The sequence below is a fragment of the Halomonas sp. 328 genome (genome assembly GCF_015645095.1).
Lineage (GTDB): Bacteria > Pseudomonadota > Gammaproteobacteria > Pseudomonadales > Halomonadaceae > Bisbaumannia.
The window spans coordinates 23,019-44,612 of sequence record NZ_JADOTW010000002.1; the positions used below are offsets into that span (position 1 = coordinate 23,019).

Consider the following 21,594-nt stretch of genomic DNA (forward strand, 5'->3'; position numbering starts at 1 on the left):
CTCTGGCGTCATTACGACCGCCAGGGGCGCGATGGAGACACCCCGGGGGAGAGCGGATGGAATCCAAGGCGACCTATCTGACCACTGCCGAGGCGGCGGCTTATCTGAGGCTGAAAGAACGCAAGCTCTATGATCTGGCCGCCCAGGGGGTGATCCCCTGTACCCGGGTCACCGGCAAGCTGCTGTTTCCCCGCCATAGCCTGGACCTGTGGCTGATGCATCACCTGGAGGGGGATCGCGCCGGTCGTCGCGCGGCCCCCCCGGTGCTGGCCGGTAGCCAGGATCCTCTGCTGGAGTGGGCGGTGCGCGAGAGTGGCTGTGATCTGGCGCTGCTCTGCCATGGCAGCGGCGACGGGGTACGGCGCCTGGCCGAGGGCGACGCCATGTTGGCCGGAGTGCATCTGCTCGACCCCGAGAGCGGCGCTTACAATGATCCGGCGCGCCTCGGCCTGGGCGCCATGGGCGACCTGGTGGTATTGCGCTGGGCGCGGCGCTACCAGGGGCTCCTGCTCGCCCCGGGCAATCCACTCGCCGTTCGCGGCCTGGCGGACCTGGCCCGGCCCGGGGTGGTGGTGGCCCGGCGTCAGCCGGATGCCGGGGCCGAACGGCTGCTGCGCTATCTGCTGGCCCGTGAGGGAGTGGACGTCCAGGCCGTGACCTTCGCGCCCCATCTGGCCCTGAGCGAGGACGACCTGGCCCTGGCGGTGCGTCAGGGAGAGGCCGATGCCGGCCTGGGGGTGGCGGCGGCGGCGCGGCGCCAGGGCGTGGATTTCCTGTCCCTGCACTGGGAGCCCTTCGACCTGCTGATGCGCCGCCGGGACTACTTCGAGGCGCCGATCCAGCGCCTATTGGCCTTCGCCCGGGAGCCGCGCTTCGCCGAGCGGGCGGCGACCCTGGGAGGCTATGACCTGAGCGAGCTGGGGCGGGTGGTCCATAACGCCTGAGACAGTCCCGTGAGCTTGACGGCGGGTCGGGCTGAGCCATACTGAAAAACAGACCGGTCGGTCTAGCCCGAGTCGGCTGAGTCAGACGGCACGAGGCGTGCCGGCAGTGCTCGGCTTCGGTCGGAGGGACGAATCACCAGGAGACGTCGTCGATGACGACCCAGGAGCGATTGCTCGAGGCGGGACTCGCCATGTTGCTGGAACACGGTTACCACGACCTGGGCATCCAGGCCCTGCTGGCGGAGACGGGAGTGCCCAAGGGCTCCTTCTACCACCATTTCCGCAGCAAGGAGGATTTCGCCCTGCGGGTGGTGGATCGCTATATGCAGGAGGTCCACCAGGGCCTGGAGATGAGCCTGGGCAATCGCGACTTGCCGCCCCTGGAGCGGGTGCGCCTGTTCTTCGAGCTGTCCCGGGAGAAGTACCGCCGGGAAGGCTACCTGGGGTGCCTGCTGGGCGGCCTGGGCCAGGAGCTCTCCGGGGTCAGCGACACCTTCCGCCACAAGATCGAGGGCTGCTTCAACCTGATCGCCGAGCGGATCGCCGTTTGCCTGGAGGAGGCACGCCAGCGGGGCGAGCTGGCGGCGGCGCAGGATCCCCGCGAGCTGGCGGATCGCTTGCTGGATTGCTGGGAAGGCGCCGCCCTGCGCAGCCGTCTGCGCCGGGATCCCGGCCCCCTCGGGGCCATGCTCGACTTCTACTTCTCGGCCGCGACTCGCTGAGGGGCTTTTCTGGCGCCGAGATTGGACCGACCGGTCTGTTCCGAACGGCCCGAGGCCGTTCCTCACTCGTGGCAAGGGTCGGCATCCTGGCCGGCCCGGGAGGTGTCAGATGACAACCACAAGCCTCTATGAGCGCCTGGGCGGCGAGCGGGGCATCGCCGCCCTGGTCGACGATATCGTCGAGACGCATTTGCAGAACCCGGCCATCCGGGCCCGTTACCTTCCCTCACAGGACGATCCCGAGCACTTCGAGGAGCTCAAGGGACACCTGCGTGACTTCCTCTCCGCGGGCAGCGGTGGCCCCGCCGAGTATCGCGGCAAGACCATGCTCGAGGCGCACCGCGGCATGAATATCGGCGAGGCCGAGTACATGGCGGTGATGGACGATATCCAGGAGGCGCTCGAGCGCCAGGGTATCGACGCCCAGACCCGCCAGGAGGTGCTGGGCATCACCTACTCGCTGAAGGAGGAGATCCTGCATGTATGATGACGCGACGCACTAATACCAGTGACGCCCGGGCCCTGCCCCGGGCGTCGCCGTTTCGAGGCCGGGCCTCGACTCGCTTCGTGAACCCACTCCGATCGACTCCGGACCCTGCCGGGGCGCGCCATCACTGCTACAACTGGTAGGTACGCGGCGGGATCTCGAGTCGGTATCCCGCTACGGCATGCCGGCACCGAGGTGCCGCAATCCCATGGCGACCACGCGGAGGTGTGCCATGAACCGGACCCCAACCGCGGCCAGCGAGTATGTCGAGTTCTGGAACGACACCCTGGCCGAGAAGTTCGATCGTTTCCAGAATATCCTGATGAATGGCCTGAGCTACCATAGCCGGATCCCCCTCGAACTCCTCTCCCTGGCGCCGGGCAGCCGCGTCGTCGACGTGGGGTGTGGCTGGGGCGACACGGCCATTGCCCTGGCCCGCAAGACCGGTCCAGGCGGCGAGGTACTGGGCCTGGATTGCGTCGAGCAGTTTCTTGCCGATGCCCGGCGACGGGCCGCCGAGGCGGGCGTCGACAACGTCACCTTCGTGTCGGCCGACGTGGAGCGCTACCCCTTCGAGCCCGAGTTCGATCTCTGCTTCTCGCGCTTCGGCATGATGTTCTTCGAACATCCGGTGCCGGCCATGCGCAATGTGCACAAGGCCCTGAAACCGGGCGGCGAGCTGATGTTTATCGTCTGGCGCCAGATCGAGGACAACCCCTGGCTGGGCCTGCCCAAGCAGGTGGTGCTGGACTTCCTGCCGCCCCCCGGTGAGGATGCCCGCACCTGCGGCCCGGGCCCCTTCTCCATGGCCAACCCCGAGGTGGTCGGCCAGCAGTTGGAGATCGCCGGCTTCGAGGCGATCGACTTCACCCGCAACGACGGCCCCGTCGAGGTGGGGGACTCGGTGGAGAACGCCATGCGCTTCCAGCTTGCCCTGGGACCGGCCGGCGAGGTGTTCCGCGAGGCGGGGGAGGCGGCCGAGCGGCAGCGCCCGGAAATCGAGGAGGCACTGCGCCAGGCCCTGGCCCCCTATGAGCAGGACGGCAAGATCGTCATGGGCTCCAGCTCCTGGACCATTACGGCGCGCAAGCCGGCCGGGGAGTGAAAGTGCCGGAGACCGGGGGTGCCTCGGGGCCGTACTGCCCGATGGCGCCCCTGGCGTGTTTGCCGCAAGGAGATCTTATTCCTGTTCTCCCAGGGCCAGCAGGTGAATGGTGGCTCGCCATAGGCCCCAGCCGTCTCGCCAGCCCGGGGAGACCGCCACGTGTTCGAGCCCGCCGGCCTCGAAGAGTCGAGCCTGATATGCCGGCAGGGCATCCCGCAGGCGCCGACTGTGGCTGACCGGAATCACCCGGTCATGGGGGCCATGAATCAGCACCAGCCGTGCCTGCAGCTTGTCGAGATCCCGTGCCGACAGGTCCAGCGCCTGGTACTCCTCCAGCAGGGGCGGCGGCAGCCGTGCGACCAGCGCCTCCACCCGCTCGGGATCCTCATTGGTCACCAGCTCGTAGGCCGCCTGCGCCTGGGGGCCTAGTTGGCACACCTCGGTCTGCACCGGGGCATCGGGGTCCTCCAGCTTGCGCCTGGCGATGGCGGCGAGGGCTGCCCGGTCATTCTCGTCCTCCAGCCAGTGCAGCTGGCTCAGCAGCACCGCCCAGCGTCCCTCCCGCTGCGGCGGCGGGGCCGCCCGCCCGGCGCCGCCCTGATCCTCTCCGGTGGTGACATAGCGCAGCATGTCGGTCAGGTCATAGTAGCCCCCCAGGGCGATCAGGAAGCGGACCCGGTCGGCGGTATCCGCCTGCTTGGCGGCGACCAGCGCCGGCCCCACCGCCAGGCTGATGGCGGCCAGGGCGGTGGTCGACCTCGCCGCCGGTTCCGTCTGCGTGAGATGGCGAATGGCATCGGCGATGGCCTCCACCTCCCGGGTGCTGACGGAGAACCGCTTTAGCCCCTCCAGCTCCGGCACCATCACCGTGAAGCCCAGGCGGGAGAGGGTCATGGCGAACTCGATCAGGCGGGGATCGCGACGTCCCGCGTCGGTGAAGCCGTGGACCAGGATCAGGGCGCCGCGGCGCGGCTCGTCCGGGCGGTAGAGATCCGCCCGGTACCCGCGCCCGTCGACCGCATAGGTCAGCTCCTCCCGAACGGGGTCCGGGGTGCGCGCCTTCAGTCGGCTGGCTTCGCTGCCCGCGGCGATATCGCCCAGGGCCAGCAGCGCCTCGTAGCCTCGGTTCATGGCGCCGTGACTCGCCAGCAGGGCGGCGATCAGCCCCGTGATCAGCAGGAAGGCGCCAACGCCTCTCACCATCATCATGCCCATTTCTCTCCCCTCGATTGGCAGTCTAGGCTATGCCCGAAAACTGGCTGCGCTCGGCCATACGGCGTTAAAAATCGGCTCGTGCGCGAGTCCGATCAAAGTGCTCATTTACACCCCGTAAACTCGCACGCGAGCCCGGTTCGTCTTTTCGCCGATTTTTGCTTTGTCTGACCTTCGCTCGCCGACTTTTCAGACAAAGCCTTGAAGAGCGTGGCTCGTGTCGTGGCCTGAGTGGCGAGTGCGGTGACAGCCGATACCGGCCCTGGCGTCGTTGGGCGCCGGGGCCGGGTGGTTTAGTCGATGAGTGACTTAGTGGGCGCTGGCGGTCGGCAGGCCGGGGCAGCTTCCCTCGGGTTCCCGGGGCAGGGTCAGGCCCTGGCCGTGCTCGCCCTCGGGGGCGTTGAGGAAGGTGGCCACCACCACGGCGACCTCCTCGTCGCTGGGGTTGAAGGCGCGGTGGATGTTGTCGAACCCCGGGTCGATGAACAGCTCGCCCGCCGCATAGGGGCGTTCGACGCAGTCGTCGGCATAGACATAGACCAGGGTGCCCTGCTTGAGGGTGGCGATCACCGGGCCGGGGTGGCTGTGCCAGGGGAAGGCGGCCCCCGGCTGGACGGTGATCTCGGCGATGGCGACCCGACCGGGCTCGGGCAGCTCCAGGAGCTGCGGGTCCCGGCCCTCGACGGTCAGGGTGATCTGGATACCCACCTCGTCGATGATGGCGCTGCGCTGGGTCAGCTCCTGCACGGCGATGGGCGGTGGGCCGTCGCCTGCGGCGAGCGGCGGGAGGGCCAGTGCCAGGGCGCCGATGATCAGGCCAGCGAGGGGCAGGCCGGCGAGGGGCAGGGGATGGGGGGCTTGGGGTTTCATGGCGGTGCTCCTTCGTCTCGTCGGGGGGATCACGCCGGGTCGGCCGGCGGGATGTTGTGGTTGTGGCAAAAGCGGTTGTGGGGGTCGTAGCGCGCCTTGAGGCGCGCCAGGCGCGCATAGTTCGCGCCGTAGGTGGCACGGACCCGGTCGTGGCCCTCGTCCATCATGAAGTTCACGTAGGCGCCGCCGGCCGAGCTGGGGTGCAGGGCCTCCCAGTAGCTCACTACCCAGTCGCGGATGCGGTCGGCGTTGGCCGGGTCGGGATCGATGCCGACGATCGCCGCGCTCCAGTTGGCCTCCCGGAAGTGGAAGGCGGTCTCGTCGGGTCTCACCCGCTGGGGCGCCCCATCGATGGGGTAGAGGTGCATGGTGGAGAGCGGGGTGGGCACCTCGGCGAAGCGCTCATGGACGGCGATCGCCTCGTCGCTGAGTGTGTTGAAGAAGTCGCCCCGCCAGTAGGAGTGCAGGCCGGGCGGGTAGAGGGGGTCGAAGACCGATTGCAGGGCCGGGAAGGGCACCTCGTGGAGGCCGTCCAGCAGCGGCTTGCCGAAGGCGCGCACCGGCGCCAGGACGGCATCGGCCGCCGCCAGGTCGCCGCTGTAGCACCAGACGATGCCGCAGACGTGACGGCCATGCAGGGCCTCCGGGAAGGGCGGTGCCGGGGGCACGGTGCCGACCAGGAAGAAGCCGTTGAGGCTCTCCGGTGCGGTGGGTATGAATTCCCGGAACCAGCGCAGCACCTCGCCGGTGGCCTCCAGGTCGTAGAAGGTCGGGCCGGCGATGACCCGGGCCACCGGATGGCAGCGGAAGCGGAAGGCGGTGACCACCCCGAAGTTGCCGCCGCCGCCGCGCAGGGCCCAGAACAGCTCCGGGTGGGTGTCGGCGCTGGCGGTCACGAAACGGCCGTCGGCCAGCACCAGGTCCGCGGCCAGCAGGTTGTCGATGGTCAGGCCGTACTGGCGGGTGAGGTAGCCGTGGCCGCCGCCCAGGCTGAGGCCGCCGACGCCGCTGGTGGAAATGATGCCGAAGGGGGTGGCTAGCCCGAAGGGGTGGGTGGCGTGATCGACGTCGCCCAGGGTGCAGCCCCCCGCCACCAGGACGCTGCGCTCGTCGGGCTCGACCCGCACGCCGCGCAGGGCCGAGAGGTCGATCACCAGGCCACCGTCGCAGAGGGCCTGGCCGCTGGCACTGTGGCCGCCGCCCCGCACGGCCAGCGGCAGGTCGTATTCGCTCGCCGTGCGCACCGCCGCCATGACGTCGGCGACGTCGACGCAGCGGGCGATGGCCCCGGGGTGGCGGTCGATCATGCCGTTCCAGACGGCACGCGCCGTCGCGTAGCCCTCCTGGCCGGGGCGCAGCAGCCGGCCGCGCATGGCGCCCTGAAGGGCCTCGAGGGCGGCCTGGGGAAGGTCTGGCTGATCCATGGGATGCCTCCTGATCGCGGTGAGTCAACGTCTAGAGGATGGACCGCCCGGCGTTTGCCGGGCGTTCGCTTAGCGTTCGCGGCGACGGGGCGGGCGTTCGTGAAGGGTGTTCGTGGAGAGAGGGGGAGGCCGTGATCAGCCGAGCAGGGCGTCGACGGCGGCGAGCTCGTGGGGGTTGCAGCCGCTGGCCCGGGCCCTCAGGACGGCGAGGCGCGGGAGGGCCATGTCGCCGTCCTCCCTGGCGTGGCCGCGGCATGCCAGGTCGAGGGCGGCACGCAGCTGCAGGGCCAGGGCGCCCTGCTCGGTGGCGGTGGCCAGGGCTCGCTCTAGCCCGGCGCCGGCCGCCTCGCCGGGGCCGAGGGTCGCCTCCAGTCGCCACAGCTCGGCCAGCCACCAGCGGTCGCCCTGGGCCTCGGCCCAGGCCCGCGCTTCGCCCAGGACCCGCAGGGCCTCCTCCGGGCGGCCCATCCCGGCGAGCACCTCGGCGAGCTGGGCCAGCCAGAACGGCAGGCGGGCGCCGGCATGCTGCTGGCGCAGCCGTTCGATGCCCTGGCGGATAAGGGCTTCGCCCGTCGCCCCGCCGGTCAGGCGGCCGGCCAGGATACGCCCCCATTCGCCGTAGTAGGCGAAGCCGTAACGGGTGCTCAGGCGCCGCACCCGGGCGGCGTGCTCGTCGGTGGCCTCGGGGTCACCGAGCAGGTGATGGGTGATCGCCGCATAGCCGTGGGCGATCGCCGCCTCGAAGGGGTGGCCCGAGGCGTCGGCCAGTTGGAGGGCCGCGGCGGCGCTTGCCGCCGCGGCCCCGCTCTGGCCCAGCAGCCAGTGGAGGTGGGCCCGGGCGCCGTGCAGCAGCACCCCGGCGCGAAACCCGAACAGGGAGCGGTCATCCGCGGCTGGCGTCTCGCCGAGCCGGTCGAGGCAGGCCAGCGCCTCGCGGTGGCGGCCCAGGGCGAAGAGTGGCAGTGCCAGGGCCTGGGCGTGCCAGCCGGCCGGTGCCGTCGAGGAGGCCAGGCCCTCTCCCAGGAGGACGGCCTCCCGCATCCGCCCTTGGACGAAGCGGTGCCAGCACAGGGCGGCTCGGCCACGGGCGGCCTCCGTCGCCTCGCCGAGCCGCTCGCCGAGGGCGACGCTGCGCTCGATGACCGCGCCGACCCGCGGCGCCGCATAGCCGTGCAGGCTGGCCAGCGGCGGGATCATGGCCTCGCACAGCGCCAGCTCCTGGCGGTCGCGGACCTCGCCCGCCGGCCGGGCGGTCAGCAGTTCCAGTGCCCGCTCGTAGTGGCCGATGGCGTCGTCCAGGGCGAACAGCGCCGTGGCGGCCTCGGCGGCCCGGGCGTGGTAGTGGAGGGCCCGTTCCGGCAGGCCGCCGGCCTCGAACTGCTCGGCGATCAGCGCCGCCGCGTCGGGCCGCTCACCGGCCGGGCCCTGCGCCAGGGCGAGGGCCAGGCGACGGTGCAAGAGGCGGCGGTGCGGCGGACTGAGCCGGCGACGGGCGGCATCGCGGAGCAGGTCGTGGGCGATGTCGTAGGTGGCGGGCGAGTGCTCACGCAGCAGCCGTCGCTGCCAGAGCTCGTCCAGGGCCTCCTGGAGGCTGGCTTCGTCCAGTTCGCTGGCGGCGGCCAGCAGCTCCAGGGAGAGATCCCGTCCCAGGGCGGCGGCGAGGCCGAGCAGTTCCTCTGCGGCGGGGCTCAGACGGGCGAGGCGCGAATCGAGGATCGCCTCGATCCGCGATGGGGCCGCGCCCCCTTGGCGCAGCGACTCGACGACGAACAGCGGGAAGCCGCCGGTGCGGGTGTGCAGGCGGCGGGCGGCCGCGGCGTCCAGCGGCGCCTCGTGCAGGGCCGCGGCGAGCTCGAGGGTCTGGTCGGCCGTCAGGGGGTCGAGTTCGAGGCGCTGCCACAGACCCTGGGCCTGAAGCCGCCGGCAGCAGGCGAGCAGCTCGGGGTTGTCGTCGAGCTCCTCGCTGCGCAGGGTGGCGATCAGCAGCAGGGGGGCACTGGGCTCGAGATGCAGCAGGGCCTCGAGCCAGGCCAGGGTCTCCCGGTCGCACCACTGGAGGTCGTCGAGCACCAGCAGGGTGGGGCGTCCGACGGCCAGGATGGCGCGCACCAGGCCCTCGAAGAACTGGCGACGCTGCCAGGCGTCGGCCAGGGGCGCTGGAGAGGGGGGCGGGGCGCCGGCCAGCTCGGGTACCAGCCGGCCGACCTCCTGGCGCCAGACCGGCGCCAACTGCTCGAGGCCCGGGCGCAGTGCCGCGCCGCGTAGCCATTCGGCCACCGGCGCCAGCGCCAGGCGGACCCGGGAGGGAAAACAGCGCGCCTGCAACACCGGCTCGCCCCGCCGCCGTAGGGCCTGGGTGAGCTCCGCCGCCAGGCGCGTCTTGCCGACCCCGGCCTCCCCGGCGATGGCGACCGCCCGCGGGCCCTGGGCGACCCGGGTCCAGGCGGCCTCGAGGGCGGCCAGCTCGGCGTCCCGACCGATCAGCGGCGGCGCCCGGTGCCGCGCTGTCGCCTCGGCTGCGTCTGGGGCCTCGGTCGTGGATGGGGCCTCGGGAGCGGTGAGCTCGGCACAGAGTGCCCGGGTGGCGGCGGAGGGTTCGACTCCCAGGGTGCGGGCCAGGATCTCGGCACAGCGTCGGCCGGTGTCCAGCGCCATGGCCCGGTCGCCGGCACGGGCCTGCAGATGCATCAGGGTCCGGTAGCCCGACTCCTCGAGGGGTTCGAGTTCGACCCTTCGGCGGGCCTGAGCGATTGCCGCCGCCGGGTCCCGCTCGGCCAGGGCGGTGACCAGGCGGTCGAGCAGGGCGACGCAGCGGCGGTGCAGCCGTTCCCGCGCCTCGAGCACCCAGTCGTCGTAGAGGTCGGGGAGCAGCTCGCCGCCATAGGCATCCAGCGCCCGCCGGGCGGCGGCCAGGAGGGCGTCGGGGTCCTCGGCGGCCTCGGCCTCCTCCGCGGCGCGCTGGAAGGCGAGCAGGTCGAGGCGGCAGGGCGCCGCCTCCCGCCAGCACAGGCTGGTGGCATCCGTAGCGAGGTAGCGCTCCGGGTCGGGCAGGGCGGCACGCAGTTGATGCAGCTCGCGGCGCAGGTTGGTGCGGGCCTGGGCCTCGCTGGAGTCGGGCCAGAAGAGCCCGGCCAGGTGCTGGCGGCGTTGTGGCGCACCGGCATGCAGGGCCAGATAGGCCAGCAGGCCCAGGGCCTTCGCCGAGTGCAGGGTCTCGACCGGCGTCCCCGCGGCCAGGACCCGCTGCTCGCCCAGCAAGCGGATGTCCAGCATGGTGCGCCCTCGTCAAGGAAGCCCCGGCCCGGCGGGGCCCGCCGGGCCGGGTGAGGTGCCCTCGCCAGCCAGTATAGTGGCTCGAGCCGGCGCTCAGGCGGTAAGGGAGGCCCGCCTGCCGTGGGTGGCCAGCCAGGCGGCCAGGTGGCCGCTGAGCTCGCGGGCGTCGTCATCGGCGCCGTAGAGGCTGGCCGACTTGCGTCGGCGCAGGAAGGGCAGGCCCAGGACGTAGAGCCCCGGGGCTGCGACGATTCCGCCGTGGTGCTTCAGGCGCCCCCTGGCGTCGAACACCGGGACCCGCAGCCAGGAGAAGTCAGGCCGGAAGCCGGTGGCCCAGAGCACCGTCTTGATCTCGCCGGCGGCCAGGTCGAGGCCCAGGCAGGGCCGCGCCGGCAGCCGGGTGGGCGCCGGGCGCTCGGGGGCGGGCAGGCCGTCGTGCCAGCCGTGGGCCAGCGCTCAGGCGTCCAGGTTGTCGAGCAGCCGGCCCAGCTTGAGGTCCGCCGAGGCGGCGTGCATGGCCAGGGAGCCGGCGAACTGCAGCCGGCTGCCGGCAAGCCCCACCAGGCGGCCCACCAGGCGTATACCGTTCGCGCTCAGGGCGTTGAGGTCCAGGTCGCGGGGCGCAGGGCCGCCCACCAGCTGGGGCGAGGGGGTACGCCGCGCCCGCTGGATGTCCTCCACCTCGTGGAAACGCTGATCGAGCAGGCCGGCGGCATCCAGCCACCACTCGATATCGCGACCGCGGTAGCGGCGCGGCAGGCGCAGGTGCTCGCCCATCGCCAGGGTCACCGGCCGGCCGCTGCGCTGGAGCTCGTCGGCCAGCTGCACGCCGCTGGCCGAGGCGCCCACCACCAGCACGCCGCCGGGCGGGAGTCGGTCCGGGCGGCGATAGGCTAGCGCGGAGAGGCTCTCGATCCAGGGCGGCAGGGCCTCGGCCAGGGCGGGCACCACTGGCACCTGGCAGGCGCCGGTGGCCATCACCAGCGCCCGGCAGCGCCAGGCTCCGCGGTCGGTCTCCACCCGGTAGCCGTCGTCCGTGGCCTGCACCGCCGTCACCCGGGTGCCGGTGTGGATCGGCGAGGCGAGCCGCCGGGCATAGCCGTCGAGGAAGGCGATCAGCGCCGGCATGCTCAGGTAGCCGTCGGGATCGGGGCCCGCGTAGGCCTGCCCGGGGAGCCGGCACTCCCAGTTGGGAGTGAGCAGGTGCAGCGAGTCCCAGCGCTGGTGTCGCCAGGCGTGGGCCACCTCGCCGCGCTCCAGGATCGCATGGTCGATGCCGCGCCGCGCCAGATGGTGGCCCATGGCGAGCCCGGCGTGTCCCGCGCCGATGACCAGGACGGTCACGGCGCGGGCCGGGCGATGCGGCGGGCGTGAACGCCCGGCGATCATGCCACCTCCACCCGGACCTGGGTGGGATTGGTGAGCAGGTCGTAGACCGCCGAACGCTTCTGGGACTGGGCGACCAGCGCCTCGATTTCCGTGCGGCTGGCGTCGGCATCGATCTCGTAGATCACCCGGACGTCGTCGAAGCCGTTGCGCACCTCGGGGTCCATACCCAGGATGCCCTGGATGTCCATGCTGCCCTCGACGCGTGCCTTGACCGAGCGCAGCTGGATGCCACGGTTCTGGGCCACGGCGGCGATCCCGGCGGTGAGACAGCCGGCCAGGCCGACCAGCACGTACTCGACTGGGGTGGGGCCCTGGTCCTCGGCGGCGAACACCTTGGGGTGATCCACCTCGAAGGTGAATCGGCTCTTGTGACGCTGCTCTTCGCAGAGGCCGTGATAGCTCTCCACCGTTGTCCGGCTATGGGTGCCGCGGACCCAGTCGCAGTGGGCGCGCCAGGTGAAGCGGGCGGCCTCGGGGGCCTGGGCCAGGGCCTCGCGGGCCTCGAGCAGGGCGGTGACGTTGACGCCGTTGTCGATGGTCTGGTCGATGATGGGGGTAGCGGGCTGCATGGGGTCTCTCCTTGGTTGTCGTTGTGTGACCAGTCTTGGGTGGTCAGCTACGAGCCTGGACGGACCACGTGGGACCCAGCGTGGGAGAGGCCGTGGTATTTCAGGGCGCGGGCGTGGAAGCGGGCGGCACGATGCGCCGGCAGGCCCAGATCCGCGTCACCGGCATGCCGGCCTGGTGCTGGGCCAGGCGTACCGACTCGGCGTCCGGGGCGTGGTAGAGGCAGTGCATGCGCCGATGATCTGCGGCGCAGAGGGTGCGCAGGAAGCGCACCCGGTGATGCTGCAGGCAGGCGGCCCCGGCGTCCTCCAGGGCCTGGATCGCCGCGACGCTGACCGGGGCGGCGAAGCGGCGCTCCACCACCACGTTGGCCCCCGCCAGCGCCGCGGCCTCGAGGCCGGGGGCATCGTGCAGGGTGCCGGCCCACAGCGAGCCGACGTCGGCCCCGGCCCGGCGCAGGCCGATGCGGGCCGATTCCAGGTCCGGAGCACGAAAGTGGCAGAGCAGGTGGCGGCCGTCCCGGGCCAGTAGGCTCCCCTGCCAGGCGACCCGGTGCCGGTCGAAGCAGTCCTGGGCGGCGAGGGACAGGGAGCGCACCAGGGCCGACTCGACGGGGCGGTCGAGGCGCTGCTCCAGGAAGACGTCGATCATGCCTCGTCCTCCGCGGCCGGGGCATCGTGCAGCGTCCGGTAGCGGCGCCGTGCCCAGCCGGCCACCGGCCCCCGGGACAGTGCCTCGGCCGCCTGGGCGTGCCGGTGCCCGGCCTCCCTATCGCCGGCCCGGTGCGCCGCCTCGGCGAGCAGGGCCTGGGCCAGCAACTGCTCGGTGGGGCGCTCCAGGACCCGGGCATGTTCGAGGGCCTCGGCGGCCCGGGCGGCGGCCGTCTCGCGGCGTCCCCGGGCCAGGTCGAGGCGTGCCGCCTGGAGCAGCAGCACCGCCAGGCGATGTCGGGCATCGGCGTGGCGCAGCGACACCAGGGCGACGCCGAAGGGGCCGGCGTCATCCTCCAGGGCGTAGTGGCACAGTGCCTCGGCGGCGGCGGCGGCGGCGAAGGGCGCCTCGCTGCCATCGCGCAGGCGCTCGCCGAGGGCGCACAGCTCGCCGCTGCGCTGCCGGGCCCGGGGGAAGTCGTCGCGCTCCAGGTCGATCAGCAGCAGGGACTCCTGGGCCTGGAATTCTCCGAGGCGGTCCCCCGTGGCCTTGCACAGGGTGCGGGCGTCATTGAGGTGCGCCTCGGCCGCGTCGAAGCGGTCGGCGTGGAGGCAGAGCAGCCCTTCGGCCAGGGGCAGGGCGGGGTGGTGGAGGTGGTGCCGGGCGGCCAGCTCGCGGGCCTGGGCCAGCATCGTCGTGGCCTGCTCCAGGTCGCGTTCCAGCATCGCCAGGCAGCGGGCCGTCTCGGCCATGGCGATGATCTGTTCGCGGTCGTCGGCGCAGCGGGTCACCCGCTCGGCCTGCAGGGTCTCCTGGTGGGCCCCCGACCACTGGCCGTGGGCCCAGCGAATATGGCTGGCGAGTTGGTAGCCGAGCCGGGCATGGGCCAGGGCGCCGTGCTCCAGGGCCCGCTCGGCCAGGGCCACCACCTCGCCGGCGCCGGCCTCCCAGTCCGCCAGGGGCGCCGCGCTGTAGAGGATATCGTGGAGCTCCAGGGCCAGGCAGTCGCCCTTGGTACCGGCGACCTCGCCGGCGAGCGCCAGGCCGCGCTGGGCGAAGTGCTGGGCCTGCTGATTGGCGAACAGGCGCAGGCAGAGCCGGCCGGCGGCGATCATCGCCCGGGCGGCCAGCTCGGCATCGCCGCTGGCCTGGGCATGGTGGGCGAGCCGGGTGGCCTGGTCGAGATCGTAGAGGGGCGACTCGGCCAGCCATTCGGCGAGGCGTCGGTGCATCGATTGGCGCCGGGCGGGTGAGATGGCGGCACAGAGTTCCTCGGCCAGCTCGGGGCGCGTGAAGCGCAGCCCCTCTTCGGTGGTGGTCAGCCACCCATGGCGCTCGGCGATCTCCAGGGCGGCACCGAGGCGGTTGGTCTCGAGCTCCGCGACCCGGCCCAGGGTCGCCGGGTCCAGGTCGGGGGCGAGCAGGGCCGCCCAGCGCAGCACCTCCAGGGGGGCCCCCTGAAGGGGCGGGGTCGCGTCGAGAACGGATGAGGCCGGCGGGGGCGTCTCGAGCGGTGGTGGGACGGCCTGTCGCGGGGCTCGCCAGGCCCGCAGCAGCTCGCCGCTGTCTGGCAGGCCCGCCTCGCGGATCAATCGCATGCCCAGTTGCAGCTGCTGCTCGGCCTCCTTCGGCCGATGCAGGGCCAGCAGCAGCCGGATCAGGTGGGCTCGGGCCGTCTCGTCGAAGGGGGCCAGGCGCACCCAGGCATGGGCCTGGGGCAGGGCGCGCTCCGGTGTCTCGCCCAGGCGCTCGACCAGGGCCGCCAGCAGCGCCGCCTGGGCGCGCATGGCCGTTTCCCGCTCGGCCAGGCACCAGCCGTGGAAGTCGTGGAAGTCGTCCAGCTCCAGCCCCTCCAGGAAGGGGCCGCGATAGCGGGCGGCGGCGGTCTCGAGCTCGGGGGTATCCGCTTGTTCCAGGCCTCGGGCATGCAGGGCGTGCAGCCGGGCTACGTCGATATCGATGTCGGCGGTCTCCAGGCCGACGCTCAGGTGGTCGGCCTGGAGGCGCGTCCGGCCCGGCGTATCCACCAGGCGGCGCAGCTTGGAGAGGCTCCAGCGCAGCGAGCCCCGCGGGTCGTCGGGCAGTTCCCAGAGCAGGGCGCAGAGATGCTCGCGGCTCAAGGCGCGGCGCTGCAGGGCGAGATAGGCGAGCAGGGCGCGGGTCTTCTTCGAGGGCGGCAACGGCAACGGCTGCCCGTCTCGAATCACTTCGAGTTCGCCGAGCAGGTTGAGGGTCAGCGCCATCGTCTCACGCCCCGGTGGGGTATCCCCAGAAGTATAGCCCCGGCGTCTGGCCGGCGTTTTCCACGCCGCGGGCCATAAAAACCACGCTGGCTACCACGCCCGCTTCCCCGGCCGGCGGCCAGGCTCTGGTCATGACCCCATCGCGCCTAGGAGACCCGCCATGACCCGCTACGCCAGCATCCTGGAGACCATCGGTCGCACCCCGCTGGTGCGCCTCGCCCGGCTCGCGCCGCCGGACATCAACGTTCACGTGAAGGTGGAGGCCTTCAACCCCATGGGCTCGGTGAAGGACCGCATGGCGCTGGCGGTGATCGAGGCCGCCGAGCGCAGCGGCGCGCTTCGCCCCGGCCAGACGGTGATCGAGGCCACCAGTGGCAACACCGGCATCGGCCTGGCCATGGTGTGTGCCCGCAAGGGCTATCCGCTGGTGGTGACCATGGCCGAGAGCTTCAGCCTGGAGCGGCGCCGGTTGTTGCGCTTCCTGGGCGCCCGGGTGGTGCTGACCCCGGCCGCCGAGAAGGGCAGCGGCATGCTGGCCAAGGCGATCGAACTGGCCGAGGCCCATGGCTACTTCCTGTGTCGCCAGTTCGAGAACGAGGCCAATGCCGAGGTGCATAGCCGCACCACGGCCCGGGAGCTACTCGACGACTTCACCGACGAGCCCCTCTACGCCTGGGTCACCGGCTTCGGCACCGGCGGCACCCTCAAGGGCGTGGCCCGCACCCTCAAGGCCGCCGATCCGCGCATTCGGGTGGTGGTGGCCGAGCCGGACAATGCCCCGCTGCTGGGCAGCGGCGAGGCCCAGCCGACCGGGGCCAGTCACCCGCGCTTCCGCCCCCACCTGATGCAGGGCTGGAGCCCCGACTTCATCTCGGCGCTGACCCAGCAGGCGGTGAGCGATGGCCTGGTGGACGAGGTGGTACCGGTGGCCGGCGAGGCGGCGCTGCGCCTGGCCCGAGACCTGGCCCGCAAGGAGGGGATCTTCGCCGGCATCTCCGGCGGCGCCACCCTGGCCGCGGCCCTGGCGGTGGCGCGCCGCGCGCCCCCCGGCAGCCATATCGTCTGCATGCTGCCGGATACCGGCGAGCGCTATCAGTCCACGCCGCTGTTCGCGGGCATCGAGGAGGAGATGAACGAGGAGGAACTGGCCCTGTCGCGCTCCACCCCGGGCTATCGCTTCGATCGCCCCGGGCTGGCGCCGGTGGCCGAGCCAGTGGCGACCCTGGATGGCGAGGCGGAACGCTTCGTCGACGCGCGCCTGGCCGAGGCACCGGTGGTGATGTTCGCCCTGGCCTGGTGCGAGTTCTGCTGGGCGGCGCGTCGGCTCTTCGAGGGCCTGGGTGTCGAGGTTGTGAGCGTCGACCTGGATGGCCCCGCCTGCCGGGTCGATGACCTGGGTGTGCGGCTGCGCCCGGTGCTGGCCCGGCGCACCGGGGCGCTCACCATTCCGCAGATCGCCATCGGCGGCGAGTGGCTCGGCGGCTGTGGCGAGCTCTTCGCGGCCTGGCGCGACGGCGGCCTGGGCGAGCGGCTTACCGCCTGCGGCGTCGACTACGATGCCGCGGCCGAGATCGAGCCCGATCGCCTGCTGCCGGCCTGGCTGCATCCGCGCCCGGCCACGGCCTGAACGCCTTTTCCCTCTACGACCACAGGAGACACGACCATGAGCTATCTCGAGACGATTGCTCCCGACCAGGCCTCGGAGGAGGTGGCGGCCATGTACCGCCGCCAGCAGGCCCACTACGGTTTCCTGCCCAACTATGCCCGGGTGTTCAGTCATCGGCCCGAGGTGATGAGTCGCTGGGCGGCCTTGCAGGCGACCATTCGCCGGCCGATGGCGCCACGCCGCTTCGAGCTGGTGACCCTGGCCGCTGCCCGGGCCCTGGGCAATACCTATTGCGCCCTGGCCCATGCCCAGGAGCTGTCGGGACTGCTGGGCAGGACGGCGGCCCTGGCGGTGGCGAGGGGCGAGGCGGCGGTCCTGAGCGAGGCGGAGCGGGCCATGATGGCCTTCGCCGCCAAGGTGGCCTGCCGGGCCCCGGCGGTGACTGCCGAGGATATTGCCACCCTGCGGGGGCACGGCCTTGGCGACGACGAGATCTTCGATATCGTCGCCGTGGTGGCGGCGCGGGCCTTCTTTACCCGTATCCTCGATGGCCTGGGTGTCCAGGCGGACGCCGCCTTCCGCGAGTTCCCCGCCGAGCTGATCGAGTCACTCAGCGTGGGGCGGCCCATTGCCGAGCCGGCCTGAGCGAGGGTGGTTCAGCCCGGCATTCGCGGGTTCTGCTGATTAGGCGGCACGATACCCAGGCGTTTCATGCGCCGGTAGATGGTGGGGCGCGACAGTCCCAGCTCTCGGGCCACGGCGCTGACATTCCACTGGTGGCGGCACAGGGCCCGATAGAGCAGATCCTGCTCCAGCGGGCGCGGTGCCGCTGCCGTTGGCTGGCCGGGGTCGCCGATGGCCGGTGTCGGCCGGCTGGCGCCGGGGTGGGCGAGCTGGCCATGCAGGCACTCCTCCGGCAGGTCGCCGACCACCACTTCCTCGCCGTCGCCGGTGGCCAGGGCATAGCGTAGGGCGTTGTGCAGCTCGCGGATATTGCCCGGCCAAGGGTAGGCGAGCAGGGCGCTCATGGCATCGCCGCGCAGCCTTGCCCGGCCGCCGCGTTCGTGGTTGAGCTCGGCGAAGATCCGGCGGATCAGGTAACCCTTGTCGGCCCGTTCGCGCAAGGGCGGCAGGCGCAGGCTGGCGCCGTTCAGGCGGTAGTAGAGGTCCTCGCGGAAGCGTCCGGCGGCGATCAGTTCGCGCAGGTCCCGGTGGGTGGCGGCGACGACCCGCAGGTCGACCTTGATGGGGCGATTGGCGCCGATGGGCAGCACCTCCTGCTCGGCCAGCACCCGCAGCAGCCGGGTCTGCAGCTGCAGCGGCATGTCGCCGATCTCGTCGAGGAAGAGGGTGCCGCCGTCGGCCTGGGCTATCAGGCCCTTCATGCCCTGGCTGCGGGCACCGGTGAAGCTGCCGGCCTCATGGCCGAACAGCTCGCTCTCGATCAGCGATTCCGGTACCGCGGCGCAGTTGATGGCCACGAAGGGGCGGTCATGGCGTCGGCTCGATTCGTGCAGGGCCCGGGCCATGCGCTCCTTGCCGGTGCCGGTCTCGCCCATCACCAGGATATTGATCGGCTCGTTGCGCAGCCGGGCGGCCCGGGTCAGGGTATCGCGCATGCTGGGGTCATCGTCCGCCAGGGCTTCCAGGGGCGCTAGGCTGGTGTCCCGGGCTGGGGCGGCGGCCCCGCGGGAGCGGCGCGGTGGCTCGATCAGGGTGGCGAAGTGGATTTCCCGGTGGCGCCGGGTATGAAAGGCCTGGACCCGATCGTCGCTGTGCTGGGGAATGGCCAGCACCTGATCGACCTGGGCGTCGAGCAGGTCTTGAATATTCCAGGCCTTGAAGGGGCGCGCCTCGCCGCCCTCGGGCAGGGGCAACTCGTGGTGGCGAAGCAGCTTGCGCCCGGCGGTATTGGCTGCCACCAGGCTGCCGTCCTCCTCGATGGCCAACAGGTAGCGGCGATTGATCTGCACGAATTCCCGGGAGCGGTCCAGGCAGACGATGGCGTGGTCGCTATAACGCTGCAGGAAATAGGCATCCTCGATCATCTTGGCGGTGTATTTCACCAGTTGCAGGGCGAAGGTCTGGGAGTCCTTGGTGACCGGTGATTGATAGGCGGAGATATCGAGCACTGCCAGCAGGCGGCCATGGGGGTCGAAGATCGGTGCTGCCGTGCAGGTCAGCTGGATATGGTGGGCGCTGAAGTGATCGCTATGGTGGCAGGTCAGCGCCGTGCGCTCGTGGATGCAGGTGCCCACCGCACAGGTGCCGGCATGGGACTCGCTCCAGTCGGCCCCCAGGAAGAGGCCGGTGCGCTGGTGTTCGCGTTGGTCGGCCTTGGCGCCAAGGAACTGCACGGCGATGCCCCGGGCGTCGGTGAGCAGCACCACATAGCCGAGTGGCGCCACCTGACGATAGAGCTGCTCGACCCCGGCCCGGGCCACCTGGAGCAGGTCGTCGGCCTGATCCTGATGCTCGCGCAGGGTGGCGCCAGGCACGTAGCGGGCCGGGGTGGGGCGGGCCGGATCGAGGCCATAGCGGTCGATGCAGCGCCGCCAGGAGCGCTCGATAATGGCCGCTTCTCCCTGGCCTCCGGGGCGGTTCAGGGTCTCGAGGATGGTCTCGACATGCTGGCGTTGGCTCAGGCTGGCGGTCATGACGTGCCTCTAGGGGTATCGTTGTTGTCTCTTCAAGGTAAGGGGGGGAGGCAACCGTCGAGATACGACCTTGGTCGAGCGTCGTTACACCTGTAACGGGGGATGCCGGGACAACTGTCACACCCGTTCGCCCTGGCGTTACGCCTTGGGCGTCCCTTCAGCTCATCATCCTTCCTGTATTTTTCATTTTCATCAAATAGTTAGCCCTCTTCTTGGCCAGGTTGGCACGAAAGCTGCCATGGCATGGGTGTGTTCGCCGCTGCGGTGAACCCGCCAATAACAAGACGAGGAGTCACGCCATGACCGCTTCTCCCCGGGTGACGCTGAGCCGTCGCCGTTTTCTCTCCCTGACCGGGGCCCTGGCCGCCGGTGGCCTGGCGCTAGGCGCCACCGGCCTGTGGCCGCGCTGGGCCCTGGCCGAGCCCGACCTGGCGGGGCGCCTGCTGCGCCTGGGCCGCGATATCTACCCCCATGAGGCGATCGAGGATCGTTACTACCTGGAGTCCCTCTCCTCCTTGCTGGAGGAGCAGCGCGATGCAGTCGCCACGGGGCTCGACGACCTGGACCGGCGCGCCCGGGCCGCCCATGGCAGCGATTATGCCGGGATCGAGGATGGCGCCGAACGTGAAACCTTGCTGCAGGAGATTCAGCACACGCCGTTCTTCGCGCAGGTCAAGGGCAACCTCCTGATGGGGATCTACAACAACCCGGACCTGTGGCCCCTGTTCGGTTATGGAGGCTCCTCCTGGGAACAGGGTGGCTACCGCCACCGCGGCTTCGATGCCACGCCGGACTGGCTGTGAGCGGGCGCGGGTGACGGTGCGATGCGAACAAGAGAAGGGCAAAGGCTATGAGCAGGCAATTTGATCTGAATGACGACAGTCTGGTGGTGATCATCGGCTCCGGGGCCGGGGGAGGCACCCTGGCCAATGAACTGGCGCAAAAGGGCATCCGTTCTGTGGTGCTGGAGGCCGGCAAGCGCTTCACCATGGAGGATATCGAGAACGACGAATGGGGGATGTTCAATAAGATCAGCTGGCTCGACCAGCGTAATCTGGTGGGGCCGTCACGCCTGGCCGAGGACTTTCCCAACCTGCCCGCCTGGATCGTCAAGGGCGTGGGGGGGGCGACCATTCACTGGGCCGGGGTGGCCATGCGTTTTCAGGAACACGAGTTCAAGATGAAAACGCTCAACGGCGCCATCGCCGGCGCCAATGTGGAGGATTGGCCGCTGTCCCTGCAGGACCTCGAGCCCTATTACGCCCTGGCGGAACGAAAAATGGGGGTATGCGGCACCGAGGCGACCGGCATGCCTTTTCATGGCAAGAGCACCCATTATCAGGTCATCGAAGCGGGGGCCAATCGCATCGGCGCTCGCTGCGAGCAGGCGCACCTGGCGATCAATACGCTGCCCTTCGACGGGCGGGCGCCCTGTCAGGTCACCGGCTTCTGCATGCAGGGCTGCCGCTTCGGTGCCAAGTGGTCGACCATGTATACGGAGATTCCCAGGGCCGAAGCCACCGGCAAGGTGGAGGTCAGGCCCAACTGCATGGCCCTGAGAATCGAGCATGACCGGGACGGCAAGGCGACCGGCGTGCTCTATGCCGACGCCGATGGGGAAGTGCAGTTCCAGAAGGCGCGCATCGTCGCCGTGGCGGCCAATTCCATCGAGTCGCCGCGTCTCCTGCTCAACTCCGCCTCCAGTCTGTTCCCCGATGGGCTGGCCAACTCCTCGGGCCAGGTGGGCAAGAACTACATGACCCATGTCACCGGAGGCTCCTATGCGGAGTTCGATCATCCGGTGCATATGGAGCGCAGCACCGTGGTGCCCGGCATCGTCAAGGAGTGGGAAGACAACGACCCCTCCCGCGGTCATGTCGGTGGCTACGAGCTGGAGGCCCTGCATCTGGGGCTGCCCTTTATGGCGGCGTTCCTGGATCCGGGGGCAGCCAATGGCTGGGGACGGCAGTTCGCCCAGTCCATGGAGAACTACAGCCGGATGGCGGGCTTCTGGATCTGCGGGGAAGACCTCGCCCTGGAGTCCAATCGCATCACCCTGCATCCCACCGAGAAGGATCCGTACGGCTTGCCGGTGCCGGTGGTGCACAAGGCGGATCATGACAACGATACGCGCATGCGCGACCACGCCTACCGGATGTCCAAGGCGCTGTTTACGGCCATCGGTGCGCACCATGTGAATGACCTGCCGCCCTATCCGGCCAGCCACAACATGGGCACCAATCGCATGCATACCAATGCCCGCGATGGCGTCGTCAATCAGTGGGGTCAGTCCCACGATATCGACAACTTGTTTATCTCCGACGGCAGCCAATTCACCAGCAGTGCCACGGAAAACCCCACCCTGACCATCGTTGCCTTGACGATTCGTCAAGCCGAATACATTGCCGAGCGCATGTCACGCGGCGAACTCTAAGAGGAGAAAT

The 21,594-nt window shown here is 70.8% G+C and carries 18 protein-coding genes; 8 read left to right on the plus strand and 10 right to left on the minus strand.

Annotated elements, in window-relative coordinates; genetic code table 11:
• The first annotated feature begins 56 nt into the window (after positions 1 to 56).
• The 4 genes from IHD13_RS00990 (at position 57) to IHD13_RS01005 (ending at position 3,258) form a co-directional block, all read left to right on the plus strand.
• Positions 57 to 944: a helix-turn-helix transcriptional regulator gene (locus IHD13_RS00990; protein ID WP_195859170.1), complete on the plus strand. Its 888-nt coding sequence runs from the start codon at positions 57 to 59 to the stop codon at positions 942 to 944.
• Positions 945 to 1,096: 152 nt separating this feature from the next.
• Complete coding sequence (locus IHD13_RS00995) at positions 1,097 to 1,666, plus strand: TetR/AcrR family transcriptional regulator (protein WP_195859171.1); 570 nt, start codon at positions 1,097 to 1,099, stop codon at positions 1,664 to 1,666.
• A 109-nt stretch (positions 1,667 to 1,775) separates the two neighbouring features.
• A complete protein-coding gene (locus IHD13_RS01000) occupies positions 1,776 to 2,153 on the plus strand; it encodes a group I truncated hemoglobin (protein WP_195859172.1) in 378 nt (125 codons plus the stop codon).
• Positions 2,154 to 2,385: 232 nt separating this feature from the next.
• A complete protein-coding gene (locus IHD13_RS01005; protein ID WP_195859173.1) occupies positions 2,386 to 3,258 on the plus strand; it encodes a class I SAM-dependent methyltransferase in 873 nt (290 codons plus the stop codon).
• A gap of 75 nt (positions 3,259 to 3,333) precedes the next feature.
• On the opposite strand, the gene IHD13_RS01010 is transcribed toward IHD13_RS01005, so the two are convergent.
• The 9 genes from IHD13_RS01010 to IHD13_RS18385 all read right to left on the minus strand — a co-directional run bounded on the left by IHD13_RS01010 (position 3,334) and on the right by IHD13_RS18385 (position 14,887).
• Entirely contained in the window at positions 3,334 to 4,467 is a 1,134-nt protein-coding gene (locus IHD13_RS01010) for an alpha/beta hydrolase family protein (protein ID WP_195859174.1), read from the minus strand.
• Between the two features lie 312 nt (positions 4,468 to 4,779).
• Entirely contained in the window at positions 4,780 to 5,340 is a 561-nt protein-coding gene (locus tag IHD13_RS01015) for a cupin domain-containing protein (protein ID WP_195859175.1), read from the minus strand.
• A gap of 29 nt (positions 5,341 to 5,369) precedes the next feature.
• A complete protein-coding gene (locus IHD13_RS01020; protein ID WP_195859176.1) occupies positions 5,370 to 6,764 on the minus strand; it encodes an FAD-binding oxidoreductase in 1,395 nt (464 codons plus the stop codon).
• A gap of 135 nt (positions 6,765 to 6,899) precedes the next feature.
• On the minus strand, positions 6,900 to 10,037 hold the full coding sequence (locus IHD13_RS01025; RefSeq protein WP_195859177.1) for an ATP-binding protein: 3,138 nt from the start codon (positions 10,035 to 10,037) through the stop codon (positions 6,900 to 6,902).
• A gap of 93 nt (positions 10,038 to 10,130) precedes the next feature.
• Positions 10,131 to 10,379: a hypothetical protein gene (locus IHD13_RS18065; RefSeq protein WP_230086048.1), complete on the minus strand. Its 249-nt coding sequence runs from the start codon at positions 10,377 to 10,379 to the stop codon at positions 10,131 to 10,133.
• Between the two features lie 114 nt (positions 10,380 to 10,493).
• Positions 10,494 to 11,426 carry an NAD(P)-binding domain-containing protein gene (locus IHD13_RS01030; RefSeq protein ID WP_230086049.1) on the minus strand — a complete coding sequence of 311 codons (933 nt, stop codon included), beginning with the start codon at positions 11,424 to 11,426 and terminating at the stop codon, positions 10,494 to 10,496.
• Positions 11,423 to 11,995, minus strand: coding sequence for an OsmC family protein (locus IHD13_RS01035; protein ID WP_195859178.1), 573 nt, complete (start codon positions 11,993 to 11,995; stop codon positions 11,423 to 11,425). The genes IHD13_RS01030 and IHD13_RS01035 overlap by 4 nt, the downstream gene beginning before the upstream one ends.
• Positions 11,996 to 12,095: 100 nt before the next feature.
• A complete protein-coding gene (locus IHD13_RS01040) occupies positions 12,096 to 12,644 on the minus strand; it encodes a nickel-binding protein (RefSeq protein WP_195859179.1) in 549 nt (182 codons plus the stop codon).
• Entirely contained in the window at positions 12,641 to 14,887 is a 2,247-nt protein-coding gene (locus IHD13_RS18385; protein WP_195859180.1) for a BTAD domain-containing putative transcriptional regulator, read from the minus strand. Before IHD13_RS18385 ends, IHD13_RS01040 begins: the two co-directional genes overlap by 4 nt.
• Positions 14,888 to 15,047: 160 nt before the next feature.
• On the opposite strand from IHD13_RS18385, the gene IHD13_RS01050 reads away from it, so the two are divergent.
• Both IHD13_RS01050 and IHD13_RS01055 read left to right on the plus strand, forming a co-directional pair.
• On the plus strand, positions 15,048 to 16,514 hold the full coding sequence (locus tag IHD13_RS01050; protein ID WP_195859181.1) for a pyridoxal-phosphate dependent enzyme: 1,467 nt from the start codon (positions 15,048 to 15,050) through the stop codon (positions 16,512 to 16,514).
• 36 nt (positions 16,515 to 16,550) lie between these two features.
• On the plus strand, positions 16,551 to 17,138 hold the full coding sequence (locus IHD13_RS01055; protein WP_195859182.1) for a peroxidase-related enzyme: 588 nt from the start codon (positions 16,551 to 16,553) through the stop codon (positions 17,136 to 17,138).
• A gap of 11 nt (positions 17,139 to 17,149) precedes the next feature.
• On the opposite strand, the gene IHD13_RS01060 is transcribed toward IHD13_RS01055, so the two are convergent.
• Entirely contained in the window at positions 17,150 to 19,150 is a 2,001-nt protein-coding gene (locus IHD13_RS01060) for a sigma-54-dependent Fis family transcriptional regulator (RefSeq protein ID WP_195859183.1), read from the minus strand.
• A 299-nt stretch (positions 19,151 to 19,449) separates the two neighbouring features.
• Here IHD13_RS01060 and IHD13_RS01065 point away from each other — a divergent pair, with 299 nt between their 5' ends.
• Both IHD13_RS01065 and IHD13_RS01070 read left to right on the plus strand, forming a co-directional pair.
• Positions 19,450 to 19,953, plus strand: coding sequence for a gluconate 2-dehydrogenase subunit 3 family protein (locus IHD13_RS01065; RefSeq protein WP_195859184.1), 504 nt, complete (start codon positions 19,450 to 19,452; stop codon positions 19,951 to 19,953).
• Between the two features lie 47 nt (positions 19,954 to 20,000).
• Complete coding sequence (locus IHD13_RS01070; protein WP_195859185.1) at positions 20,001 to 21,584, plus strand: GMC family oxidoreductase; 1,584 nt, start codon at positions 20,001 to 20,003, stop codon at positions 21,582 to 21,584.
• Positions 21,585 to 21,594 lie beyond the last annotated feature (10 nt).

Coding starts and splice junctions, on each gene's coding strand:
- IHD13_RS00990 (WP_195859170.1), top strand. CDS start 57: ATGGAATCCAAGGCGACCTATCTGACCACTGCCGAGGCGGCGGCTTAT.
- IHD13_RS00995 (WP_195859171.1), top strand. CDS start 1,097: ATGACGACCCAGGAGCGATTGCTCGAGGCGGGACTCGCCATGTTGCTG.
- IHD13_RS01000 (WP_195859172.1), top strand. CDS start 1,776: ATGACAACCACAAGCCTCTATGAGCGCCTGGGCGGCGAGCGGGGCATC.
- IHD13_RS01005 (WP_195859173.1), top strand. CDS start 2,386: ATGAACCGGACCCCAACCGCGGCCAGCGAGTATGTCGAGTTCTGGAAC.
- IHD13_RS01010 (WP_195859174.1), bottom strand. CDS start 4,467: ATGATGATGGTGAGAGGCGTTGGCGCCTTCCTGCTGATCACGGGGCTG.
- IHD13_RS01015 (WP_195859175.1), bottom strand. CDS start 5,340: ATGAAACCCCAAGCCCCCCATCCCCTGCCCCTCGCCGGCCTGCCCCTC.
- IHD13_RS01020 (WP_195859176.1), bottom strand. CDS start 6,764: ATGGATCAGCCAGACCTTCCCCAGGCCGCCCTCGAGGCCCTTCAGGGC.
- IHD13_RS01025 (WP_195859177.1), bottom strand. CDS start 10,037: ATGCTGGACATCCGCTTGCTGGGCGAGCAGCGGGTCCTGGCCGCGGGG.
- IHD13_RS01030 (WP_230086049.1), bottom strand. CDS start 11,426: ATGATCGCCGGGCGTTCACGCCCGCCGCATCGCCCGGCCCGCGCCGTG.
- IHD13_RS01035 (WP_195859178.1), bottom strand. CDS start 11,995: ATGCAGCCCGCTACCCCCATCATCGACCAGACCATCGACAACGGCGTC.
- IHD13_RS01040 (WP_195859179.1), bottom strand. CDS start 12,644: ATGATCGACGTCTTCCTGGAGCAGCGCCTCGACCGCCCCGTCGAGTCG.
- IHD13_RS18385 (WP_195859180.1), bottom strand. CDS start 14,887: ATGGCGCTGACCCTCAACCTGCTCGGCGAACTCGAAGTGATTCGAGAC.
- IHD13_RS01050 (WP_195859181.1), top strand. CDS start 15,048: ATGACCCGCTACGCCAGCATCCTGGAGACCATCGGTCGCACCCCGCTG.
- IHD13_RS01055 (WP_195859182.1), top strand. CDS start 16,551: ATGAGCTATCTCGAGACGATTGCTCCCGACCAGGCCTCGGAGGAGGTG.
- IHD13_RS01060 (WP_195859183.1), bottom strand. CDS start 19,150: ATGACCGCCAGCCTGAGCCAACGCCAGCATGTCGAGACCATCCTCGAG.
- IHD13_RS01065 (WP_195859184.1), top strand. CDS start 19,450: ATGACCGCTTCTCCCCGGGTGACGCTGAGCCGTCGCCGTTTTCTCTCC.
- IHD13_RS01070 (WP_195859185.1), top strand. CDS start 20,001: ATGAGCAGGCAATTTGATCTGAATGACGACAGTCTGGTGGTGATCATC.